Source organism: Deinococcus sp. LM3 (assembly GCF_002017875.1).
Classification (GTDB): Bacteria; Deinococcota; Deinococci; order Deinococcales; family Deinococcaceae; genus Deinococcus.
Map to the genome: position 1 here is coordinate 74,456 of NZ_MUFV01000004.1, position 21,003 is coordinate 95,458.

17 protein-coding genes and 2 pseudogenes are annotated in these 21,003 nt (G+C 60.9%); 11 read left to right on the forward strand and 8 right to left on the reverse strand.

Annotation, left to right across the window (positions count from 1 at the left end; translation table 11 throughout):
- Positions 1-68 precede the first annotated feature (68 nt).
- On the forward strand, positions 69-1,634 hold the full coding sequence (gene istA / locus BXU09_RS17640) for an IS21 family transposase (RefSeq protein ID WP_119673501.1): 1,566 nt from the start codon (positions 69-71) through the stop codon (positions 1,632-1,634).
- A 7-nt stretch (positions 1,635-1,641) separates the two neighbouring features.
- The gene (gene istB, locus BXU09_RS17645; protein ID WP_058979396.1) at positions 1,642-2,400 is read left to right on the forward strand and encodes an IS21-like element helper ATPase IstB; all 759 of its coding nucleotides are present in this window, start codon (positions 1,642-1,644) and stop codon (positions 2,398-2,400) included.
- Here istB and BXU09_RS17650 read toward each other — a convergent pair.
- The gene (locus tag BXU09_RS17650; RefSeq protein WP_240501484.1) at positions 2,387-3,829 is read right to left on the reverse strand and encodes a ribonuclease H-like domain-containing protein; all 1,443 of its coding nucleotides are present in this window, start codon (positions 3,827-3,829) and stop codon (positions 2,387-2,389) included. The genes istB and BXU09_RS17650 overlap by 14 nt on opposite strands.
- 414 nt (positions 3,830-4,243) lie before the next feature.
- On the opposite strand from BXU09_RS17650, the gene BXU09_RS20520 reads away from it, so the two are divergent.
- On the forward strand, positions 4,244-4,708 hold the full coding sequence (locus BXU09_RS20520; protein ID WP_144012343.1) for a hypothetical protein: 465 nt from the start codon (positions 4,244-4,246) through the stop codon (positions 4,706-4,708).
- A 452-nt stretch (positions 4,709-5,160) separates the two neighbouring features.
- Positions 5,161-5,970: a transposase gene (locus BXU09_RS17655; RefSeq protein ID WP_144012344.1), complete on the forward strand. Its 810-nt coding sequence runs from the start codon at positions 5,161-5,163 to the stop codon at positions 5,968-5,970.
- On the opposite strand, the gene BXU09_RS21225 is transcribed toward BXU09_RS17655, so the two are convergent.
- The 3 genes from BXU09_RS21225 to BXU09_RS20530 all read right to left on the reverse strand — a co-directional run bounded on the left by BXU09_RS21225 (position 5,937) and on the right by BXU09_RS20530 (position 8,688).
- Complete coding sequence (locus BXU09_RS21225) at positions 5,937-6,266, reverse strand: transposase (RefSeq protein WP_205684182.1); 330 nt, start codon at positions 6,264-6,266, stop codon at positions 5,937-5,939. The genes BXU09_RS17655 and BXU09_RS21225 overlap by 34 nt on opposite strands.
- A 124-nt stretch (positions 6,267-6,390) precedes the next feature.
- Positions 6,391-6,888, reverse strand: coding sequence for a winged helix-turn-helix domain-containing protein (locus BXU09_RS17660; protein WP_205684183.1), 498 nt, complete (start codon positions 6,886-6,888; stop codon positions 6,391-6,393).
- 45 nt (positions 6,889-6,933) lie between these two features.
- Complete coding sequence (locus tag BXU09_RS20530; RefSeq protein ID WP_144012345.1) at positions 6,934-8,688, reverse strand: hypothetical protein; 1,755 nt, start codon at positions 8,686-8,688, stop codon at positions 6,934-6,936.
- A 308-nt stretch (positions 8,689-8,996) separates the two neighbouring features.
- Between BXU09_RS20530 and BXU09_RS17665 the strand changes: the two genes are divergently transcribed.
- The 3 genes from BXU09_RS17665 (at position 8,997) to BXU09_RS17675 (ending at position 11,812) form a co-directional block, all read left to right on the forward strand.
- On the forward strand, positions 8,997-9,575 hold the full coding sequence (locus tag BXU09_RS17665; RefSeq protein WP_240501486.1) for a CHAT domain-containing protein: 579 nt from the start codon (positions 8,997-8,999) through the stop codon (positions 9,573-9,575).
- Between the two features lie 135 nt (positions 9,576-9,710).
- Complete coding sequence (locus BXU09_RS17670; protein WP_240501488.1) at positions 9,711-10,676, forward strand: NAD(P)/FAD-dependent oxidoreductase; 966 nt, start codon at positions 9,711-9,713, stop codon at positions 10,674-10,676.
- Entirely contained in the window at positions 10,673-11,812 is a 1,140-nt protein-coding gene (locus BXU09_RS17675; protein WP_078305651.1) for a GIY-YIG nuclease family protein, read from the forward strand. Before BXU09_RS17670 ends, BXU09_RS17675 begins: the two co-directional genes overlap by 4 nt.
- Positions 11,813-12,013: 201 nt before the next feature.
- On the opposite strand, the gene BXU09_RS17680 is transcribed toward BXU09_RS17675, so the two are convergent.
- The 3 genes and pseudogenes from BXU09_RS17680 to BXU09_RS17700 all read right to left on the reverse strand — a co-directional run.
- Positions 12,014-15,937, reverse strand: a complete 3,924-nt coding sequence (locus BXU09_RS17680; protein ID WP_168174672.1) for a hypothetical protein — start codon at positions 15,935-15,937, stop codon at positions 12,014-12,016.
- A 23-nt stretch (positions 15,938-15,960) separates the two neighbouring features.
- Entirely contained in the window at positions 15,961-17,631 is a 1,671-nt protein-coding gene (locus tag BXU09_RS20535) for a hypothetical protein (RefSeq protein WP_144012347.1), read from the reverse strand.
- Positions 17,632-17,744: 113 nt separating this feature from the next.
- A pseudogene (locus BXU09_RS17700) lies at positions 17,745-18,032 on the reverse strand (IS4 family transposase); the annotation flags it as partial.
- A gap of 218 nt (positions 18,033-18,250) precedes the next feature.
- Between BXU09_RS17700 and BXU09_RS17705 the strand changes: the two are divergent.
- The 4 genes and pseudogenes from BXU09_RS17705 to BXU09_RS22140 form a co-directional block, all read left to right on the forward strand.
- On the forward strand, positions 18,251-18,712 hold the full coding sequence (locus BXU09_RS17705) for a LytS/YhcK type 5TM receptor domain-containing protein (RefSeq protein ID WP_078305656.1): 462 nt from the start codon (positions 18,251-18,253) through the stop codon (positions 18,710-18,712).
- A gap of 203 nt (positions 18,713-18,915) precedes the next feature.
- Positions 18,916-19,608: a GGDEF domain-containing protein gene (locus BXU09_RS17710; RefSeq protein WP_144012348.1), complete on the forward strand. Its 693-nt coding sequence runs from the start codon at positions 18,916-18,918 to the stop codon at positions 19,606-19,608.
- 66 nt (positions 19,609-19,674) lie between these two features.
- Positions 19,675-19,941, forward strand: coding sequence for a hypothetical protein (locus tag BXU09_RS17715; RefSeq protein ID WP_078305658.1), 267 nt, complete (start codon positions 19,675-19,677; stop codon positions 19,939-19,941).
- 13 nt (positions 19,942-19,954) lie between these two features.
- Positions 19,955-20,188: pseudogene (locus BXU09_RS22140) on the forward strand (transposase); the annotation flags it as partial.
- A 44-nt stretch (positions 20,189-20,232) separates the two neighbouring features.
- Here BXU09_RS22140 and BXU09_RS17725 read toward each other — a convergent pair.
- Positions 20,233-20,931, reverse strand: a complete 699-nt coding sequence (locus BXU09_RS17725; protein WP_078305660.1) for a hypothetical protein — start codon at positions 20,929-20,931, stop codon at positions 20,233-20,235.
- Positions 20,932-21,003 lie beyond the last annotated feature (72 nt).

The following is a 21,003-nucleotide window of genomic DNA, read 5'->3' on the forward strand; positions in this document are numbered from 1 at the left end:
TGTCGGCACCCGACACGTAGACGAGACTCCCTTGGTCATCCTGAAGGATGACCAGAAAGCGAGCGTCTATGCGAAAAATCAGAGAAGTCTTGCGCTTGAAGTTGGACCTCAAACTGAGCGACCACCAGGTCGGGCAGAGTGTCGGTCTGGCGCGCAGCACGGTTCAGGACTACGTCATCCGAGCGAAACAGGCCGGGCTGACCTGGCCACTTCCCCCTGACCTGGATGACCACCAGCTTGAACAGCAACTGTTCAAGCAACAGGATCAGGCGGCGCAGCGTGCCGTGCACATTCCCGATTGGGCTGCACTGGACCGAGAACTCCGGCGCAAAGGCGTTACACGCCAACTCCTGTGGGAAGAATATCGGCGCCAGCATCCCGATGGCTGGCAGTACGCGACGTTCAACGAACACTACCGTCACTGGAAAGCCGCGAGCGGTTTGACCATGCGTCAAACCCACCGAGCAGGGGAAAAACTCTTCGTCGACTACGCCGGACTGACCGTGCCCATCACGGATCCAAAAACCGGAAAAGTAAGTGCAGGACAGGTGTTTGTGGCGACCCTGGGAGCCAGTGACTATACCTACGCGGAAGTCACACGCACGCAGAGCGTTCCGGACTGGATTGCCTCGCATGTCCGTGCCCTGGCGTTTTTCGGCGGTGTCCCGGACATCATCGTTCCTGACAACCTCAAGGCTGGCGTGCACCACGCCAGCCGCTACGAACCTGAGCTGAACCGCACCTATCAGGAGTTTGCCCAGCACTACGATGTCGCGATCATTCCGACCCGGGTTCGTAAGCCCAAAGACAAGGCCCTGGTCGAAGTGCATGTGCAAATCGTGGAACGCCGGATTCTGGCGCCCCTTCGTGATCGGGTGTTGTTCAGCGTGTCGGAAGCGAATGCACTGATCTGGGCGCTGGTCGAGGCACTGAATCAGCAACCGTTTCAGAAACGACCCGGCAGTCGGCGCAGTGAGTTCGAAGCCCTGGATCGCCCCCTACTCCGCCCTTTACCCATCCAACCGTTCGAAATTGCGGAGTGGAAGCAGGCTGTGGTGGGGCTGGATTACCACGTCGTCGTCCTGGGGCACGCCTATAGCGTGCCCCACCTGCACGCCAGGACGCGGGTGGATGTTCGCCTGACTCCGCAGCTCATCGAAATCTACCGGGCAGGACAGCGGATCGCCGTGCACCACCGGGTGTCAGAGGAGCACGGCAGGACGATGCGGCACACGACATTGGCGGAACATATGCCGACCCATCATCGGCAGCTCGCTGCTCTGAACGCGGATGCCTTGATCCAGCAAGCCCAAGCCATTGGTGAACAGACCGCCGCGCTGGTCTGCGCCATTTTCGATGGTGAACAGCATCCTGAACAGCAAAAACGCACGGTGTTGGGCATTCTCCGGTTGCACCGTGAATATGGCGCGCGGCTGGAAGCCGCGTGCCGCCGTGCCCTGTTTTTGCAGGCCCACAGCCTGCAGAGCGTCCGTTCCATCCTGAAGCACCGCCTGGACGAGGCCGAACTGCCCGCGGCCTCTGAGGTGCTGCCCGTGGCGGTTCACAGCAATCTCCGTGGCCCGCAGTACTTCGCCGATCTCGACGAACCCGACACGGACCGCGTGTTGAATTGAGGTTTTGATGCTCCTGCACCCTGTGATTCAACAACTCCGCACGCTCAAACTCGATGGCATGGCCCTGGCGCTTCAGGAACAGCAGGAACAGGCCAGCATCCGCGAACTGAGCTTCGAAGAACGCTTGACCCTCCTGTTGGAACGCGAGCGCGTGATTCGGGATACCAAAGGCATGCAGCGCCGCCTGTCGGCGGCGCGGCTGAAACAGAACGTCAGCATGGAGGAGGTGGATGTCAAACATCCACGTGGGCTCGACGCCAAACTGTTCAGGTCACTTCACAGCGGGCAATGGATCGCCGAAAAGAGAGGTGTCATCATCACCGGCCCGACGGGGGTCGGCAAGACGTTCATTGGGTGTGCCCTGGCACACCAGGCCTGCCGCCAGGGGTTTACCGCGCTGTACGCACAAACAGGACGACTGCTTGGGGACATGACGCTGGCCAAAGGCGACGGGCGGTACCTGAAGTTGCTCGCTCACCTGGCCAAGGTGCAGGTGCTGATTCTGGACGACTGGGGGCTGGATGTGCCGACGCCAGAAGGCAGAAGAATTCTCCTGGAGATTCTGGATGACCGCTATGAGCGGTCATCCACCATCATCACCAGTCAATTTCCGACGTCGGCCTGGCACGCCAATCTGGGTGATCCGACACTGGCGGACGCGATCTTGGATCGCGTCCTGCATCACGCCTACCGGATTGAATTGAAGGGAGAAAGTCTGCGGAAGAGGTCGCGTCACTTGACCCCATCAGCCGTCAGCCTTTCATAATGGACACAGCTCGTCTGCCGTGGGGGAGAGTGCCGGATAACCTCAGCATGAGGTGCCGGATAACTCCAGCGGCGACTGCCGGATTAGCCAGCATACGCAGGTCACTCACGATCCGGTGGAAGACGCCAAGTTCGTCCTGGAGTGGCCCGATGCCCTCGGCGCGGATGATGCTGGGGTACATGCTCGCCACGTCCGCCTTGACGACGTGCCGCAGGACGCCCTCGGCGTGCAATTGCACGTGCCCACCCCTGTGCGGTTCGAGGTGCCCCCGTTCCGACGCAGGGAAGGGCCGACCTGCTTCGACATATGCGCGGATCAGCATGGGTTCGAGCACGCCCTTGGCAGGCCCGGCGCGGGTCAGGCGGTGGTACGGGCGGGGCGTCAGGCGGGCCAGCGCGAAACTCGGGGCCAGCACGATGCGGGCCAGATCGTCCACCTCCTGCACGTCCTGCCGCGCGTACTGCCGCACGCGGGCCGGGTGGTCGCGGTAGGTGCTCACGATCTCCGCCCCTTCCAGGTAGACGCGGCCTTCCGGGGCGATGCCAAAGTGCCGCGCGGCGGCCTTCAGGCCACTGGACGGCAGATTCAACCGGCGGACGGCGTCGAGCGTGTCGAGGATCTCCCGCCCGGGGCAGACCCACATCGGCACGCGGCTCCCGTCGTCGACCGTCCAGGGCACGCCGTCTCCGGACCGGCCGAGCCGGAAGGGAATGCCGTGTCGCCGGGCGCGGGCGGCCAGGAACGGCAGGTCGAAGCCGTGGATGAAGTGGTTCTCGATGACGTCCGGGTCACGCTCCTGCACCAGGGCCAGGAACGCCTCGATGATCTCGGGCTCCTGCACGGGGCGCCTGGCTTCGAGCAGGGTGTCCAGGCCGCGGTTGTCGCGCACGGCGATCAGGAACAGGCGGCCCTCGTCGGGGCTCAGCGCCGTGGTTTCCAGGTCGAACTGCAGGCGGACGGGCTGATCGAAGGTCAGTCCCTGGTGGTACGTCTGCCCGGTGGTGATGAGGTACTGCTCCGCGTAGCCCACTCGGAGGTACCCATTGAGGTCACCAAGAGCAGGTCTCGCCTTCAGGCTGCGGGCGGTGACGGCGCCCCGCTGGATCTCCCCTTCCAGTTGCCGGGGACTGGGACCGCTCAGGAGGTAGCGGTAGGCGCGGGGATCCACCGGCCCGTCCGGAGCGAGGTCCTGGGCATGGAAGGCTGCGTGCATTGGAGCTGGGCCAGGAGCGACGGTCAGTCGGCTCCCGAGGTGCAGCAGCTCATCGACGTTCCGGGCGTAGATCCAGCCGCGCTGCCGGGTGCGCTGCACGCGCCCCTCACCGGTGACCGGGTCGCGCCGCCAGACGTCCACCGCGCCGTCCGCCGTGGCGTGCACTGAGACGATGCCCGGCAGGGGGGTGATCAGGTCGGGGGCGGGAACGTGCACCACCCCAGTATCCCTGCCGGGGCGCTCAGTAGCCTGAGCAGGGCCCGACACCATCACTGCGGCCAGAGGTCGGGCAGGGCGGCACGGGGGTAGCTGTCGAAGTCGTCATGAGAGACAGTGTTGCAGAGTCGGCACCCTGAGGAAGGCTCACCGGTCAGATGCGCCGGGCGCTGCGCCGCAGCGTTCGGGTCAGGGCCACTGACGCCCGCCCGGCCGCCTCATGCTGATTCAGGCTGGCCGTCACCTCACCCTCCGGGTCCACCTATGTCCTCAGCAGCGTGGGCAGGTGCTCCAGTTCAATCATTCGCCTGACACTCTCACAGCCCTTGAGTGTCGCTGGAAAACGGCGACGACGCCCAGCGTCGCGATGCAATCATCAGACAAGACACAGTTCTGGTGTTCACAATAGCCTCTATGAATCCACCCCTGCGTGACTGGCTACGCCTCCTTCTTCCCCTGAGTTTTGTTATGTCTATTTGGTTCACCGTCCGTTCTCGGGTGGCCGTTGGAACTGTTCGTGGACCCAGCGATTTTGCTGGCGAAATCCCTATTTTGAACATTTATGGCTTTCCTTTCGGCTATACCCACGCCAAAGATTCAGTTTCCGCCGAAAGCATGGTTTACGTTATGCCGCTTCTGGGAAATGCACTTATCTACTCCGTGTTTTTTCTGGGCATTGCTTGGCTTGTTCGTGGTCGACTTCGTCAACCAAAGCGCTGGATCAAATTTATTATTTGGATTGCCTCTATTCTAACTTTAGCGTTTATTGTATTGCTCGCTGGAATTGGAGACTGGCAATTGTTCTTCCCATATGAGCATATCAATGTCATGAAGCGCGAGGTGTCGATTGGGCTTCCAATCGACACCTCGCATTACTGATTCCTGCTTAAATCGATAACGACGCGGTGAAGGGCGTACCCCGGATGAAGGCCAGAGGCAACCCTCTGCGACGGATTCGCTGCCATCCCACTGTCAATCGCTTTTTCAACGCTGCAACCGATAGCGCGCAGAAGTTCCCCACCACATTCCGCTTGAGGGTAGAACCACAGGACAGCGTGGAGTGATGAGCAACGAGATCGGGAAGATGGAGTGGTATGCAGCCAACTCCCTCTTCCCGACGCACTGATGATACGCCCCGATGCCCGTATTGCCCGTCGCCCACCAGAGTGGGCGTTCATTCCCGTCGCGACGCTCGATACCGCTGTCATCGCTGCCACACGACGTTCACCGCGACGCACGGCACACCGCTCTATCGACTCAAGACCGATCCGAACATCGTCCAACTAGTACTGACCCTCCTCACCTTCGGTTGCCCCATCCCAGCAGTGGTCATGGCCTTCAAGATCGACGAGCGCACACTGGCCGACTGGGTGAGGAAAGCCGGTGAACACGCGCAGCGTGTTCACGAGCACCTTGTCTGTCAGGGCCAGTTGCATCTCGGGCAGGTGCAGGCGGACGAACTCTGGTGTCGGACCCAACGGGGCGTGCGGTGGCTGGCAACGGCCGTCTGCGTCTCCTCACGACTGCTCCTGTGGGGTGCGTTGGCTGCTGAGCGAACGCACGCCCTGATCGCCGAGGTCGTGAATCAGGTGCACTGCGCTGCACAGCTTCAATCACCAGTGCTGTGGGCAACAGATGGATACGGCGCGTGGAAAACACAGGTTCTCAGGATGTTCCGGACGCCGCGGCACACTGGGCGCCGTGGGCGCCCAGCGTTGGTGCCCTGGGCGGAGTTGCACATCGTGCAGGTCGTGAAACGAACCTCCCGTGACCGAATCGAGCGACGCATCGCATTCGGTGATCTCTTCGAAGCGCTGCACCTGATCGAAGCGTCGCAAGGTCGCCCGGGTACCGTGAACACCGCATTCGTGGAACGGTTGAACGCGACCCTCCGGACGTGGTTGCCGGCACTGGTCCGTCGCTCCCGGCATGCCGGGAGCGACGGCGAGCGACTGGAACGTCACTTCTTCCTGGTGTTGGCGGCGTACAACCTCATTCGTCCACATCGGTCACTTCGGGTGCAGGTGAATGGTCGGTGGGTGGATCGAACGCCGGGGATGGCCGCAGGTGTGACGGATCACGCCTGGACGGTCGCGGAACTGCTCCGCTATCGGATCGAACCGTTTGTTGAAGCCGCATGATTCAACTCCACGCTGTCCTGTGGTCCTACCCGCTTGAGATCCGCCCAGATCAATTCAATTGGGTTCAGTTCCGGCGCATACGGCGGCAGGTAGACCAATGACAGGCGTTCGTGCTGCTGCACGAATGCCTGAACGGCTTTTGACCGGTGGATCATGGCTCGATCCAGTACCACGACGACTTCGCCCGCCACGTGGCGCAAGACATGCCCAAGGAACTCCACGACCTGCGCTGAGCGCACCGCGCCGCGGTGCGTGTGGTGCAGAAACTGTCCACCTGTGGTGATGGCACCAATCACGGACAGGTGCTCTCAGCGGAGTTTGGTCGGGATGATGGGCGTCTGGCCGCAGCGCCCCCACGTGCGGACCTTCGTTGTTTTCAGGCTGAAGCCACTCTCGTCCAGGAACACGAGTGTGGCACCTTCACGGACTTTTTTTTCCCAGCGCGTCCCGGTGGACGCGCACCCAGCTGGCAATGTCGTCTTCATTGCGCTCGACGGCCCGCACCGCGGGCCGCTGATACGAGAACCCCCAGCGTTTCAGTTTTCGCGACAGATGCGCGCCATCAAGCCAGATGCCGTACGTCACACCGATCACATGCCGGATTTTCGGCGTGGTCCACCCACTGGTCTCGAAGCCGTGTAATCGGGCATCACCATCCAGGATCAGGCCAATCTCGTCCTGCTGTGCGCCCGTGAGCTTCTCGGGGCGGCCGGTGGCGCGGGACGCGCGCAGCGCGTCCTCGCCGTTCCGTCTGATCCGGGACCGCCAGGCCCGGATCGTGACTTCAGCAACGCCGAACTGCTGCGCCAGGTCACGGGTCGTGCGACGGGGGTCGTTCAGTGCAGGTTGAGCGGCGAGACGTCGTTCTTCCAGTTGGTTGCGTGTGAGGCGGCTGGGTCGCCAGGGAGGCACGGTCACACACAGATGCTACACATTTACGCAGGGATCAATAAGTTATGCGTATTAACGAGGATCGCGGTAATAGGATTTTTTCGTTACCGCAAAGGCATATGCAATTTGCCTCATTCCGTCCTCAAATGATCCTGTGTTTGGTACGGGGTTGAGATGACCGTTCGCACCATAGGTCAAACCGGCTGCGCTGCTTCCATCCATGAGTACGGAGCCGCTGTTGGCATTGAGTCCCTGAAAAACTTCGCAAAGATCGCTGCGCATAATGCCTGTGCCACGATGCGTGCTGGAAACCAAAACAAGACGATTGTTTCCAAAACCAATTGCGCTGCGCATATCTTGATCGGTAGCACCAGGATTACAGGTTGAGTTGACTGTTACAGTGCTGCCTGATCCGATTGCAGCCTGCCGATACGCTGAACTGGGAATAGGCGCGCCAAAGGAATGAAATACATAATTTCCAGCGAAGAAACCTGAGGTATTGTTAGAAAAGCTAATAATTGCTTCATCTTTACCATCATTTTCATTCGTATGTTCAATTACACCTTTATTCATTACCGTGGTTGTTGGCTCGGCATCGTTGCCTTCTTGAATACGATATCCGATATTTCCGAAGAGAAGATCCAGTTTCCAGGTATAACCATTAATCGCGGTAAAAGCACTGACAGAGGCCGAAAGGTCTCGGATTGAATCCAGGCCGTATAAGTAGTCATCCGGCTGATAGAATTTGACATTGCGGGCTATGACAGGCTGATAGGTGGTGCTGGCACCACTTACAGTATTGGATTGTGAGTGGTTCATTTTGACTACAACAATATTGACATAAGGAAAAATATTTTCACATTCTGTAATACGCAAACTGCCCTGTGAATTCAGAATATTAACGTAAGCAGATAAGTTGTTCGCCAGATTTTGCCCACACTGCGTGGTCGCCTGTTGCTGAATGCTTGAACTGTTTAGATTGAAATCATTAAGCGGCAGTCTACTTCCATCCTCTAGAACAACGGTTGGATTCTTCTCACTCATAGTAATGATGCTTAAACTTGGCAGGGCAATCATTGCCCCGTTATTGTCAGGTTCGACATTAAGGCGCAGTAATTGGCCCTCCAGAGATTGCGAGCTGACGGTCGAAGTGGTTTTAAGGAAAGCTTGATAGGCGGTATTCGTATTCAGTGTCCGTAATTTGGTTAATTTTAAAGTTGCTGAACGAGCAAGGGCCACATTTGGGTAAAAGTCAATAAGGGGAAACTCTTCTCCTCGGTCAAATAAGTTGGCACTCGTCAGTGTGGTTTTCTTCACGGCCCCAGCCGGAATCTGTAGATGGACCTGCTCACTTAACGCAATGGCATCTCCTTCTGGGTGAACAAGGAAGGGGCGCTCTGCTGAGAAGTTGGTGCGAGCGACAAACGTCGTATCCAGGGAGGGTTGGTCCCCTCGCACCATCACATCCGTACGGGTTCCTCGAGGCAAGTCGAGTTGCGTCGCGACTTGAACGCCACCACTTTCAGTTTTGACCTGAATGCTTTGGATAACGCCGGCCGGTACGAGAGCGTCGACGACTTGCCGGTACTGGTAAGTCTCACTGAGGTATGGGGCGGCTGGAGTGGCCGGCAGATCAACGCAGCCTGAAGTTACACACACCTGAAGTGAAGAGCTTTTCCCCATGAATGCTCCTGCCGCTCCGTAGATAGTGACTCGAAGGCGGCTGAAGTCGCCCGCTTTTAAGCCGGCGACACTGTATGGCTGAATATCAGCATTCGGCTGAAGTCCTGTCGAAGCCATTTTTCCACATGAAGCCATCAGGAGCATGGTGGAGAGCGCGGAGGCGAGGAGCGGTAGTATTTTTTTGTTTTCATTTCTAGAAAACTTTAAAATGAGTAAAATTGTTCGATACCCGGCTTTTAATGAAGTGTTATTTACTACTCATATAAGGCATTATGGCTCTCATTGCTGGTGTACATTTGAAGTTTAATTCACGTGTGCTCTTCCAATCGTCGGACGACCCGTCAACACGAGCCATGAGGACGTGTAGGGCCCGCCAGAACGAACACGCCGGGTAGGGACGGCGCACCACCGCAGTAGCTACCTCTCTCCTGGAAACCCCCAGTCTTCTGGTGTTGACCGCCAATACCCCGGATGCACCTCTGTGGGTCGAACGAGAGGTGAAAGCGATCAAAGAGGCGCTGTGGGGCTCAGCCCATAGAAACGCACTGGCCTTGCAGGTGCACCCGGCCGCTGCAGGTCGGGAGTTCCTGCCTCAACTGGACCGGAACAGACCGCAACTGCTGCACTTCAGCGGTCATGGCGATCTCGACGGCCTGTGCTTCGTTGGCGAAACCGGCGACATGGAAGTTCAAGCCAATACGTTGGTCGTTGAAGCCTTACGCCTCAGCCCAGGACTACGCCTAGCCGTCTTCGTGTCCTGTCATTCCGAAACGCTGGCGCGCGCGGCCATTCAACATGTCGACGCGGCCATTGGCATGAAGCGTGAAGTCGCGGACGCAGACGCCCCCATCTTCTCTGCGGCGCTTTACCAGGCATTGTCTCAAGGTCGCCACTTGCAAGACGCCTTCGACATGGCGATTTGGGCTCTGAACACCGATGGGGGTGACGCCGACATTCCCGTGCTGGTGACCCGTCAAGGCGTGGATCCCGTCTCCGTGGCCTTCCAGCAACGACTGTCGGCCTTGATGTAGGCGGAGCCAGCGGGCACGATCCGCACCGCTTCCAGGACAACCTCCACGCCCTACATCCGAAGGAGGGCACTCATGGGCACCGTGCGGATGCATCTGCGGCCCACGCGGCCCGGGCGCCGTGCGATCCTGCCCAGCGTGACCGATCACGCTGCCCCTGTTGTTCCTGACACGTCCCTGCTCGACGTCCTGATCGTGGGCGGGGGCTTCGCGGGCCTGAGCGCGGCCCTGTATACCGCGCGCGGCATGAAGTCGGGCATCCTCATTTCCAGCGGGCCGAGCCGGAATGCGCCCAGTCCGCACGCGGGTGGGGTGTTCAGCCGCGACCGGCGCCCGCCGGAGGAGATCCTGGCGGCCGCGCGGGATGACCTGCGCCCCTACGACTTCCCGGTCATGGAGGCGGAGGTCACGGCGATCTCGGGCGGGAACGGGGACTTCACCGCGACGCTCTCGACGGGTGAGACCGTGCGGGCCCGCAAGGTGATCCTGGCGACCGGAGTGCGGGACGTCCTGCCCGGCACCCCGGCAGGCCTGCGCGAGCAGTGGGGGCGGGGCGTGCACCACTGCCCGTACTGCTACGGCTGGGAATTGCGGGGCGGCCAGGTGGCGGTGCACCTGCCGGGCCTGAGTGGCGTGGGCGGCGTGCAGAGCGGCCTGTACCCCCAGAAGCTCACGCGGGACGTGCTCGTGTGCGCCGACGGAGCGGCAGACCTGACCCCGGCGCACCGCGCCCTGTTGCTGGAGCACGGCGTGACCCTGATTGAGGAACCCCTGGTCCGCGTGGACGGCCGCGCCGGGGGCGGCGTGACCCTGACCTTCCAGAGTGGCCTGACAGTGGACCGGGACGTGCTGTACGCCCACGGGCGCCGGGAACTCCGCGCGGAACTCGCCGAGGCGCTGGGCTGCGAGGTCACGACAAGCGGGATCACGGTGGACGCGCAGCAGATGACGACCGTGCCGGGCGTGTACGCGTGCGGAGACGTCACCAAAGGCAACCAGATCGCGTTCGCGGTGGCGGGCGGCGCGATGGCGGCCATGCAGGCGGCGTACGCGATCTTCTACGACACCCTGCCGGACGGGGCGCGGGTGGCGGTCCCGGCGTGACCGGCAGGCCGGGCGGGTACGTGTACGTCATGCGGACCCCGGCGACCATCGAGGGTCTGTGCAAGATCGGGTTCACCCGGGGAGCCGTGGGGGACACCTCCACCCTGGAGCGGCGCCGGGCAGAGGTCTCGGCGGCGACGGGCGCCCCGGGCCCTTACACCGTTGAGAAGTTTCAGTATTTCGAAGACTGCAGGGCGGCCGAACAGTTCATACACGAGTTCCTGTGGGAATTCCATTTCTACGCCGAGTTCTTCTGGATTCCTGACGAGTCGTACATCGACGCGGCGTTCGGTGAGGCGTCCAGGCAGCGTTCCTTTTACTTCGGCAGCGCGTCACGATCGCGCCGCTTTACCTCTGTGCGCGGCGGTCAGCGGTGGGCTGACGACATTCAGGTGAACCGTCCGGTTCGGGCGCACTTCGACTACGTGCATGGGCTGCGCAGGATGGGTCAGGATCCCCGGCATGGGGAGCGCCTGCTGCTGCGCGCCGCCGGTCAGTTGCTTCCCGCAGCCTTGACACGGGGGGAAGTCAAGATCATCCGGGCGCTGCGGTGGCTGGGCCTCTTTCACGCCTCGGAGCAGCTGTACGAGCCGTACCGAGAGCCCAGGACGTGGCCCGGGCTTTCGGAAGTCGCTCGGGCGTACCGGCGCTCCAGTGAAGCCGTTCGGTACTTCACGGTCGCGGCGCAGCAGGGTGACTTCATCTCCTGGGGCCTGCTGGGACAGCATCACTTGGCGAGAGGCGACACTGCTGGTGCCGCGGAGGCGTTCACGAAGTTCGTGTTTGAGGTGGCCGACGTGTTCCGGACGAAAGGGGTGTACTTCGAGTCGGACATCTTCTCCCCACGCGACTCCCGGGAAATTGGGGAAGTCATCACGGATGGGGAGTTGACCATGCAGATCCTCGCGGCCGCGTCCGATCATGTCCTGACCGGCGCGCTCCCTCCGTTTCCATTTGAAGCCAGGGTGATTCTTGCGCCCCTCCTGGCCCGCTCCAGTTACACCCGCTGGTCTATGCCGTCCTCCATCCCGTACCGCCAGGCGTTCGCTGGACTCCGGCATGGGCCGGACCTTCCCGTTCAGCCGGAGCCGCCGAGGCCGCGCTTTATCATCCGCAGTGCGGTCCGGAAACCGTAACAGCCCTTCGCTCTCCAAACCCGCAAGAACGGCGGCGCGCTGACCGTGCAGTTCGATGACCAGGCACTGGCATGTGAGTGGCCCAGCCGGGTTGGCATCAGCGCACACCAGCCTGAGACATACCAGCGTACCGCCCGCAGAGCGGCGAGCGGCCCGCGGTGCAGCACAGCACCTCTGACCTGATCCACCGTGCCCGTGGGGTCAGGTCGATTCCTCTAACACGGCCTGATTGAACTCGGCACCTCCCAATTCAGCCCACCAGTCCAATTGTCTGGTCTGACCCAACTCGCGCCAGCGGAGCAACACCGGCCAAAACACACTTGCTGTCTCGGCAGGACACTCGAACGCAAATCGCAACACCACTGGAAAGAGAGCCGTCCGTAACTGGTCGTGAGGGGTCACCACCTGATCCAAAAGGGTCGCGAGGTGCCTGAGTTCCTGATTTCTGTACTTCGGATGGGTGATGAGTGCTACCAGGATTTCGAAGGTCTGCATGGCCAGGGCGCGGTCAGGCGCCGTTGTGTTCAACACGAGAGTCAGATCGTTCAGGAGTTTGGGTTCGATCGTCCCTTCAGTTTGAGCAGTCAGCTGTGCTGCTCCGATGAGGCCCGTCATGATCTGTTCGGGTTGCCAGCTCTGGATATCGAACTCCATCACCGATGCGCAAAAATCTTCATTGTGCCTCATTGGATGAGGCTTCTGGCGACCTGTCAAGTGAAGCACCACAGGTTGCATCAGATTTTTTGCTTCAGTGGTTTTCTGTAGCTCAAAAATTAGTTTCGGAGCTTCGCTGTTTAAAAGACTGAATACGGCCCAGTCTGGATGTCGAAGAGCAAGCTCAATATTCCTTCCCAGGAAGGAATTCAGATGATTGGGCAGGCTGATTTCGGTTCCGATGAGCACATTTTTCAATAGTCTCACGTCTGAACCTTCAACTGACGGCGCAAGTAAAATCTCAGCGAACAAGTGTCGCAGCTCCTCCAACAGGTCATCTGCTGCGTAGAGCGTATTGAGCATCACTGTCCGCAGTGGAGTCATGTGCGACGGCATGCAAATGTCACTCAATTCATCCGGATGATGAAGCAGCGCACGTAAAGGCAAAAAAGTTCTGTCGTGATCAAAAATTTGCCATATGGAGTCTGGTGGATAGCCAATCTCCCGAAGTTGACTATAGATTTCGTGTGTGTGGACCCAGCTGGCGGCCATGAACGCAGGAGCAGGCCACGTAGGGGCTCGGAACTGAATCTGTTCGTATGTCCACCTGAGGACCCGGTGAAACGCGATGATGTCCTGAAGGTACGTGCCTTGCAGCATGGACGCTGCCAATCGCTTGCGCAGCCTGGCCGCTTCCTGCTCAGGATAGTCCTTGAGCAGGCGCACCGTGTGTGCCAGGCCAAAGGGACTTTTCCGTTGATGGCGTAGATCATCGCGGAGATTAGCAAAAGTTGACACGTCCTGCAGGAATGCCCGGCGAATCACCTCCGGTAATGCAATGGGAAGGCCGGCAAAGCGGGCAGCGGTGGTCTTTGGTCCGTCTCGCTCGAGCAGGCTGCATGCCGCCGCCTCTATCACGTCCTGGAAGGGTCTGTCTGGCTCGTGCACAAGCGCTTCGAGGCCAACAAACTGCAAGATGACCAGTGGATCGTCCGGCAGGAAATTGCTGCGGTTCCATTCCCGGTCGAGGGGTTTTTCCTGCAACGCGCTGAACAGGGCACTGTAGAAGAAGTCGGGTATGGACGACTTCAGGTCAGCGAGCTGATCCAGTCGTGCATCGAGCGGTCTGGCCCGCAACATGGCACTCACGCGTGGGTCTGTCGGGCTTATGCCAGGGAGGGCTTGCAAGATCTCAGGCAGGTGAGCTTCGCGTTCCTTCCGTGTATCCAGCGCCAGCCACATCTCCTGTATGCGTATCCGAAACCCCTCGCCCTCGTCATTGACCGCCAGGAGGCACACGCCATCATCGTCATCAAGCGACCACGTCCACTGCATCCCCTCCCGATCTTTGATCTGTGTGGTTCGCCCTGGAAAGCCATGTAATGTATTGAACGCATTCCAGATCTTTCCCATATCGAAAGATCGACCATTGATCTGGCAAAGATGGATACGCCGTCGACCAGTCGATTTCATGTACTGCACGTCGCTCGCGACTGCATCGTGGAGCACAGGAACATAGCTTTCCGTCCCATTGGCCAGATGAGCAAGAGCGGCGCGGTGAATCGCTGTCGTCTGTGGTCCGAGCAGGTTGAGCAAATGATCTTTCCAAATCGCGACAAATCTGTCTTGCAGCTCTGGGTCGAGCGTGAGACGCGGTTGAAGCAACGTGCGATTGATCCACTTGTAATACGCTTCTTTACTCTGAGGGGTCATGGTCACATCAAAGGAAGCAAGGTCAAGTAATTCGAGTTCCCGAAGTTGATTCACGCTCCGGCCGTGAGGATGACGACCCCACGGGAGCTCACCGACCGCCACCATGTCAATCAGCAGATGCTCAAACATCCAGTTGGCCAGAGCGACGGGTGAACGTTCACTCTTAAACACGTCCTTGAGCGCTTGCTTGGTTTCATGCAGGTAACGCAACAGGAACGGCATTTCACCGATGTGGAGGTCGTTCGTTCCCTGCACGGTGATCGGTTGGAGGGGGCTGGCAGCCCCGAAGCAGCCTGCGTAGTACTGCCTGAGCAGGGCCAGATCGTCTGTTTCTCGCAACCGGCCATCCTGGACTTCAGCGGCACGCAGCCAATGCAACAGCTCCCGCGCGGTGATGGGCAGAAACCGCATGCCTGCCCGGCGGAGCTGGTGTACGGCCTGGAAGTAGGCCGTTTCGCTGAACCGGCCGCGTTTAACCAACGCGTCAAGGACGCTCACCAGATCTGTGACCAGCCGCCGGTTCTGAAGGGCCATCTGCTGAGCCCACCGGTCATCCAGGCAGAGCCGCTCGGATGCAGTGGCCGCCGGCACGACCAGGGCGGCCAACCCCAGAATCTCCGCACTGTGATCGTGCCGCCGGTCCTCTGGGCTCGGCTTGTAGGTGAGCCGGTTCTGTTCGTGTTGCTCCCTGATCCAGGAGAGCAGGTCTTGAAGTACTGCTCTCAAGTCAGATGTGCTGGGCAGATCAGCCAGCATGTACGTCAAGTCACGGACGTGATCTGTGGCGACCGCAATCTCAAACTCCTGCGAAAGGAGATCCAGCACCTTCAACCGGGCGGCCAGGAGCAGGGAGGTGAGATCCATGGCCAGGGTCGTGACCCCTTGTAACTCGGGGGGGCCGTCCTCCCGGACGGAGACGGTGAGCCCACCGTGCCGGATATAGAGGGGCAGGTGTGGCCTGGCTTCCAGGTAGGCGCAGGCAAACTCGACGGGCTCTTGACTGTGCAAGTGGTGAAGACTGACGTCGCCCTGTTCATAGACCTTGTATCCGTCGTTCTGTAGTTGAGTCTGCGCAAGAAAATCCTCAACGTTAATCAGGGTGAACAGTTGCGTTTTACCTTCAGCGAGCAGCGTTTGAAATCTGGAGGCCACCGCCGGCATCGTGGGAAAGTTACCCATGAGCTGAGCCTGCATGACGTACTCGACTTCCAGGTCATTTTTGATGTTGTGTGCAGCTACGAGCAACAGGCGCTGGGCGAGGCGGGACTCCTGAATGGCCTGGGCGTATCGGAGGGCCCGCAATCCTTGCGTCACCGTGAGATCGGCGCACTCCAGCAGACGCGTCAACTTGGGTCGCAGGTCTGCGGTGAGTGCGGCATTGACCATCAGGTCGATGAGGTGCATCTGATGGTAGGCCGTCGGCTCGGCTTCGGCGAGCAGTTGGGCGTCCTCCAGCGCCTCCGGCAGTTTGCCCAGTTCAAACCACATGCGTGACAGCGCGCGCCGTAAGTGGCCAGGCAGGACGGCGCCGTCCATGAGTTCGGTGTGCTCGACCCAGAGACGTTCCGCCAGCAGGTATTGTTTCTGATTGACTGCCGTTTCCACGCAGAGTGCGACCACCGCTGGTGTCGCCACACGCGTGATGAGCTCCGGCGCACGGTCAAGAAGCGCGGGTTGATTGCTTCTCTGCAACACCTGCAGGGCGTCACCCAGTTCTCCTTCGCCAGCCAGAAACGCATCGAGTTGCGTGACGGCCACTTCTCTACCGGCAAGGGCTCGGGTTAACAGTGCCATGGCTGATGCGGGGGGGCCGGTTGGAGGCGGTGCAGCCAGTGTTCGACGATGGTGGGATCCGCTTGCCGCAGACGTGCTTCGTGGCGTTCGAGCAGGGCCAGGGCTTCGGCGGCGTGACCCTGCTGCTCGTGCCAGGCCATTACGGCCAGCGGCCCATTCGGATTGGTGGACTGTTCCAGGGCGCTGAGGTGCAGATGGAGATCGAGCGGCCAGTGGTAGTGGATGGCCCAGAGCGCCTCTTCTGGGGTGAGCCTGCCCGCCTTGATTTCGTTCTGGAGGAACGTGGTGGCCTGGAATTGCCGGTCGGGTTGAGGGTGCTGCGTGAGCGTCGCGAGATGGAGCAGGGCGGTGTCGTTCCGGAGTTCGGGGTCGATGTTGGGTAATGTCAGCAGGCGTGCGCTGATGTCCTGAGCCGTCTGGAGGCGCTCGATGCCCTGTTCATTGAGTTGCAGGAGGCCTTGTGAAATCGGCAGGACTGTTTGCAGCCGGTCAATGGTTCGGAATGCGGGGCTCAGGACGCTGAAGTACAGCAGTTGTGCCCACGTGAGGTGCAGTTGGTAGTGGTCTGGGGCCTGCTGCGCCTGACGTTCAATCACCGTCAGGGCCTCTGCGACCTGCCCAGTGAGCGCGAGGGCAATGGCACGCAGCCGCACCACTGGTACGGCCTGGTCAGGGGCGTGAATCTGACTCAGCAGGTCGAGTGACCGCTGAGGATCGCTGGCCAGCAGCAGCGCAGCGGCTTGAAGACGCCCAGAGTCTGTGGTGAAGGTCAGTGCTTGGGCCAGCGCCTGATCTTTGTGGCCCTGTGAGACGAGGATTTGAATGGCCACCTGCTCATCAGGGTGCTCAGGATCGAGCCGGTTGGCCGTCTCGGCAGCGGCTCGGGCCGCAACATCATCTTTCTCGACGGCCAGGTGTAACTGTGCGGTCAGGCGCAGGAAAGCTGCTTGTGATGCGCTTGAGCGGCTGATCCAATCCCGGGCTTCCGTGATGGCTTTCAGCGTCTGGAGGGCGCTTGGCCGTTGCCCGAGGCGAATGAGATGGAGCACGTGTTCGTATTCGTGCCGGCTGCTTTCATCTCGCCACTGTTGGGTCTGGGCACTGAACAACTGGAGGCGGTCTCGTTCCTTATAGGCCAGAAAGGCAGCTTGCTCGATAGGGTCCTTGCCACAAAGCAAATCGACAATAGTGGTATTGTCGATGTACTTTTCGGCAATTTTACGGTGGTATTTCAGTTTTCCTGCAATAGTGGCGGCTTGCCAGAAGATTAGAGAAATCTGGGCAGCTTTGAAAAGATCTTCGCGAAGTTCGTTGACCCGTTTCAATATCTTAGGATCCTCTACCTTGCATGATATCGCAATAACAAATGTCCGTAAATTCTGATTTTGCCAGTATTTGACGTGTTTTTTAAACTCGTCGTACGTTTTATTGAGATCCGAGATGGTGAATTTTTTATAACATTTTGCTTGAATAGCAAAACCGACGCCGTTGGATTCAATGGCAAGAATGTCGATGCCGTATTGTTTGAATCCGCGCGTCCCATAAATGTCGGCTTCTCGGATGTTGGGTTCGTGTACGACGAGTTCACGCAAGAGATTCTGAAACTCTTCGTCATTGGTGAAATCTTGAAACTCCAAAACGGATCTCTTGTTATACATAGGATTCCTGGACACTCCGGTCTTGCCAATCAAATACGTTATAAAACGAATTTACCATGGACTTTCCCAAACGGCCCGTGTCGTGCGACCTCTCAACACCTGACACTTCGGGAGGGCAGGATCAACCAGACGAGTGGGATCACCGCGCCCCCGAGGAGGGCGCCCAGCACCAGGATGTTCAGCGGCGTCTGGCCAGAGCGCCACGTCGTGCGATCCATGATCAGGGTGAGCTTCCCGTCGGGCAGCAGGGGAAGCAGGACGTCTGTGACGTCCTGCGGCGTGAGTTGAGCGTCGTGAAGGGCCACCGTCCGGGTTTTTGATTCCAACGTGGCTGATCTGGGGAGATGAAGCGCGATCTTGCGGTGAAGCGTGGACTCGGCCTGGAGCACGGCCAGGAGCACTTCGGCAAGACGACGGAGCGCATCGGTGCGGCGGTGCGGCCAGCGACTGGCCCCTGAGCGAGGAGCACGTGCTCGCGCGGCTGCTGGCGTTGAATCTGACCCGGGCGTGACCGTGAAGCGTCCCCGGCGCCCCCCGGACGCACGGGGCACATGCGTGTGCCCTGCGCGGCGATCCTCGGTACAGTGAACACCACCGACGATCACGCGGGAGGCCCCTCATGTTCCGGGAACTGTTTCTGAACCTCTGCCTCCTCATCAGCCTCCACTACCTCCTGCGCTTCACCTTCCGCTCCTGGCCCATCGCCACCCGCGGCCCCCACCACACCCTCCGCCTCGCGGCCTTCGCCGCCTCCGCCGTCATCCTCATGCTCTTCCCCGCGCAGGTCGCCCCCGGCGTCATCGTCGACCTACGCGCCGTTCCCATCGCCTTCGTCACCCTGCAGTTCGGGCTCCTCGCCGGTCTCCTCGTCGAACTCCCCCTCCTGCTCTACCGCGCCTGGATCGGCGGCATCGGCCTCTACGTCGCCCTCCCCAGCATCCTCGGCGTCGTGCTCACCGCCGCACTCGTCCGCCGGTATGTCCCGCCCGTCGGGCCGCTCTTCTGGCGGCACTGGCCGAGTGTGATCCTGATCTTCCTGTTCAAGGGGTCACGACACGGATCAGCCCTGGCTGTACGCTAAGGTTGCGAAAACGATCGTTTCTGCACGAGCCAGCGCGTTCCGATGCATACAGCACGCAAGTCTTGCGAATTGGTATTGCACAACGCTTGGCAATGGCAACAGAGAATCGCAAGGTGCAGGATCGCCAGAATTTTGGCCTATCTGCCGTCCTCTACGCACTTTTAAGTTTCTGCAACAGGTAATTGCAAGCTTAGCGTACAGGGGTGTCAGTTTCGTGTCGTGACCCCTTCAACGGCGTCCCCCTCCTCTTTCTCCCGGACGGCGTCCGCCTGTTCCTGGAGGTGTACCCGCTGCTGCTGGTCATGAACGTCGCCGGGGCCCTCATGGGCTGGGGCATCCTCAGCGAGCGCTTCACCCTGCTGCGCCTCACCGGGCAGTGGCGCGCCGCGGCCTTCACCGACCCCCTCACCGGGCTCGCCAACCGCCGCCAGTTCGACCTGGACCTCGCCGACCTGGGACCGGGCGACGCACTGCTCCTGTTGGACGTGGATCACTTCAAGCGCGTGAACGACACCTTCGGCCATCACGTCGGCGACGAGATCCTGCAGGAGCTCGGCCGTCTCCTCGAACAGGAGCGGCGCGGCCGGGACCGCGCGTACCGCTACGGCGGGGAAGAATTCGCGCTGATTCTCCGGGAGGTGCAGCCCGGACAGCTCCTGCGGGTCGCCGAGCGCCTGCGAGTCAGCGTGGAGCGGCGGCCGATGGGCTCCGCCCGGCTGGCCGTGACGGTCTCCATCGGCGGCACGTGGTGGACGGCCGCCACGGCGGCCCACCTCGTGGCCTGTGCGGACCGGGCGCTGTATCTGGCGAAGGGCAATGGCCGCAATCAGGTGTGCGAATGGGCGCCACTTGAGGTGGCTCAGGAGGCGCTGGACGGTGCCTATGCAGCCCGCTGACAGGCAGGCGTCGGCGCGTGTCAGGCCTGCTGCCCTCTCTGACACCCTGCCCGGCGGGGTGGGGGCGTGACCGGCCTGGCCGCCCACCTGCCCCCGTGGCTGCGCGAGGCGGTCCGCTGGCAGCTGAGCCGGTCCGCTGAACAAGTGCTCACGGTGGAGGAGGTGGCGCTGCTGCTGGGCCTGCCGGCGGCGCAGGTCGCGCCGCACGCACGGGGTGGGCGCCTGCTGCGCGCGGACGTGCTGGCCCTGCTCGAGACGCCCAGGGGCGCGCCGCCCAGCGTGACGCAAGCGGGCGTGGGCCCGGGTGGCGACGGGCCATGCGGCGGCTGCTGAAACCCTCCTCACGGCGGTGCGCACGTCGATTGAAGCGACAGGCGCGCAACTGGTGTTTCTACCGCCGTATTCGCCAGATTTGAGTCCGATTGAACTGATGTTTTCGAAAGTGAAGTCGCAGACGCGACGTCTGGAGGCACGGTCGAAAACGACCGTCAGTGAAGCGATCCGGGTGGCGTTGGAAGCCGTCCGCCCAAAAGATTGCGCTGGCTGGTTTCAGCATTGTCTTTTCCCTCAATGCCTCTGAAAACCGCTGTCAGCACTGCTGCGTGCAGGCCTGCGGGCGGCCCCTCAGCTGTCCTGCCCGGCTTCAACCGTGCGGCGGCCCTGCAGGGTGATCGTCTCCAGCGTGCCCCGGCATGTCACGCTCACCTCGCGCAGGTCCAGCGTGCCCGTCTCCACGTCGGCCAGCAGTTGGCGCAGGTGCTGGATGGCGCTTTCGCGCAACTCGGCAGGCGTCTGATCCTGAACGACGTTGGTGCGCCTGATCTGCTGGACCTGGGAGCGCCCCAGCACCGAGTGCACGTCCTCCAGGTACGCCCGGAGCAGGCGCGCGGCTTCGGTGTGCACGTCGTCACCAGCGGACCCCCACCGATCGAGGACGGCCGCCGCTTCGGTCACGCTGTACAGGTCGGGGGTGGTGGGGAGCTGACAGGTGCGCAGGCGGGCGAGCAGCAGCCCCTGGACGTCCAGCAGCAACTCGCGCGCCAGCTCGTCGTCTTGAGCGCTCAGCTCTTCCGCGAGGTCCTTCAGGGTGGCGGCGGCCAGCACGGCGTCGTCGGACGTGCGGTCCAGTCCGTCGTGCAGGAGCCCCAACACGTGGTGGGCGTAGCGGATCAGCCACCCTGTCCACTGCAGGGGGTAGGGGTCGCTGCCGCCTGAGTCGTACAGCCGCTCGTACTGCCCATAATTGAGACGCACGAAGGGCGGCCAGTCACGGTCTGCGGGGGGTTCGGGCGGCTGGAAGTGCAGGGAGACCGGGGAGATCATGGGGGTAGGCTAGCGCCCCGCTCAGACTCGACGTGCCTCAGCTGCCGCGCAGGCAGTTGCTGAAGTGCCCGG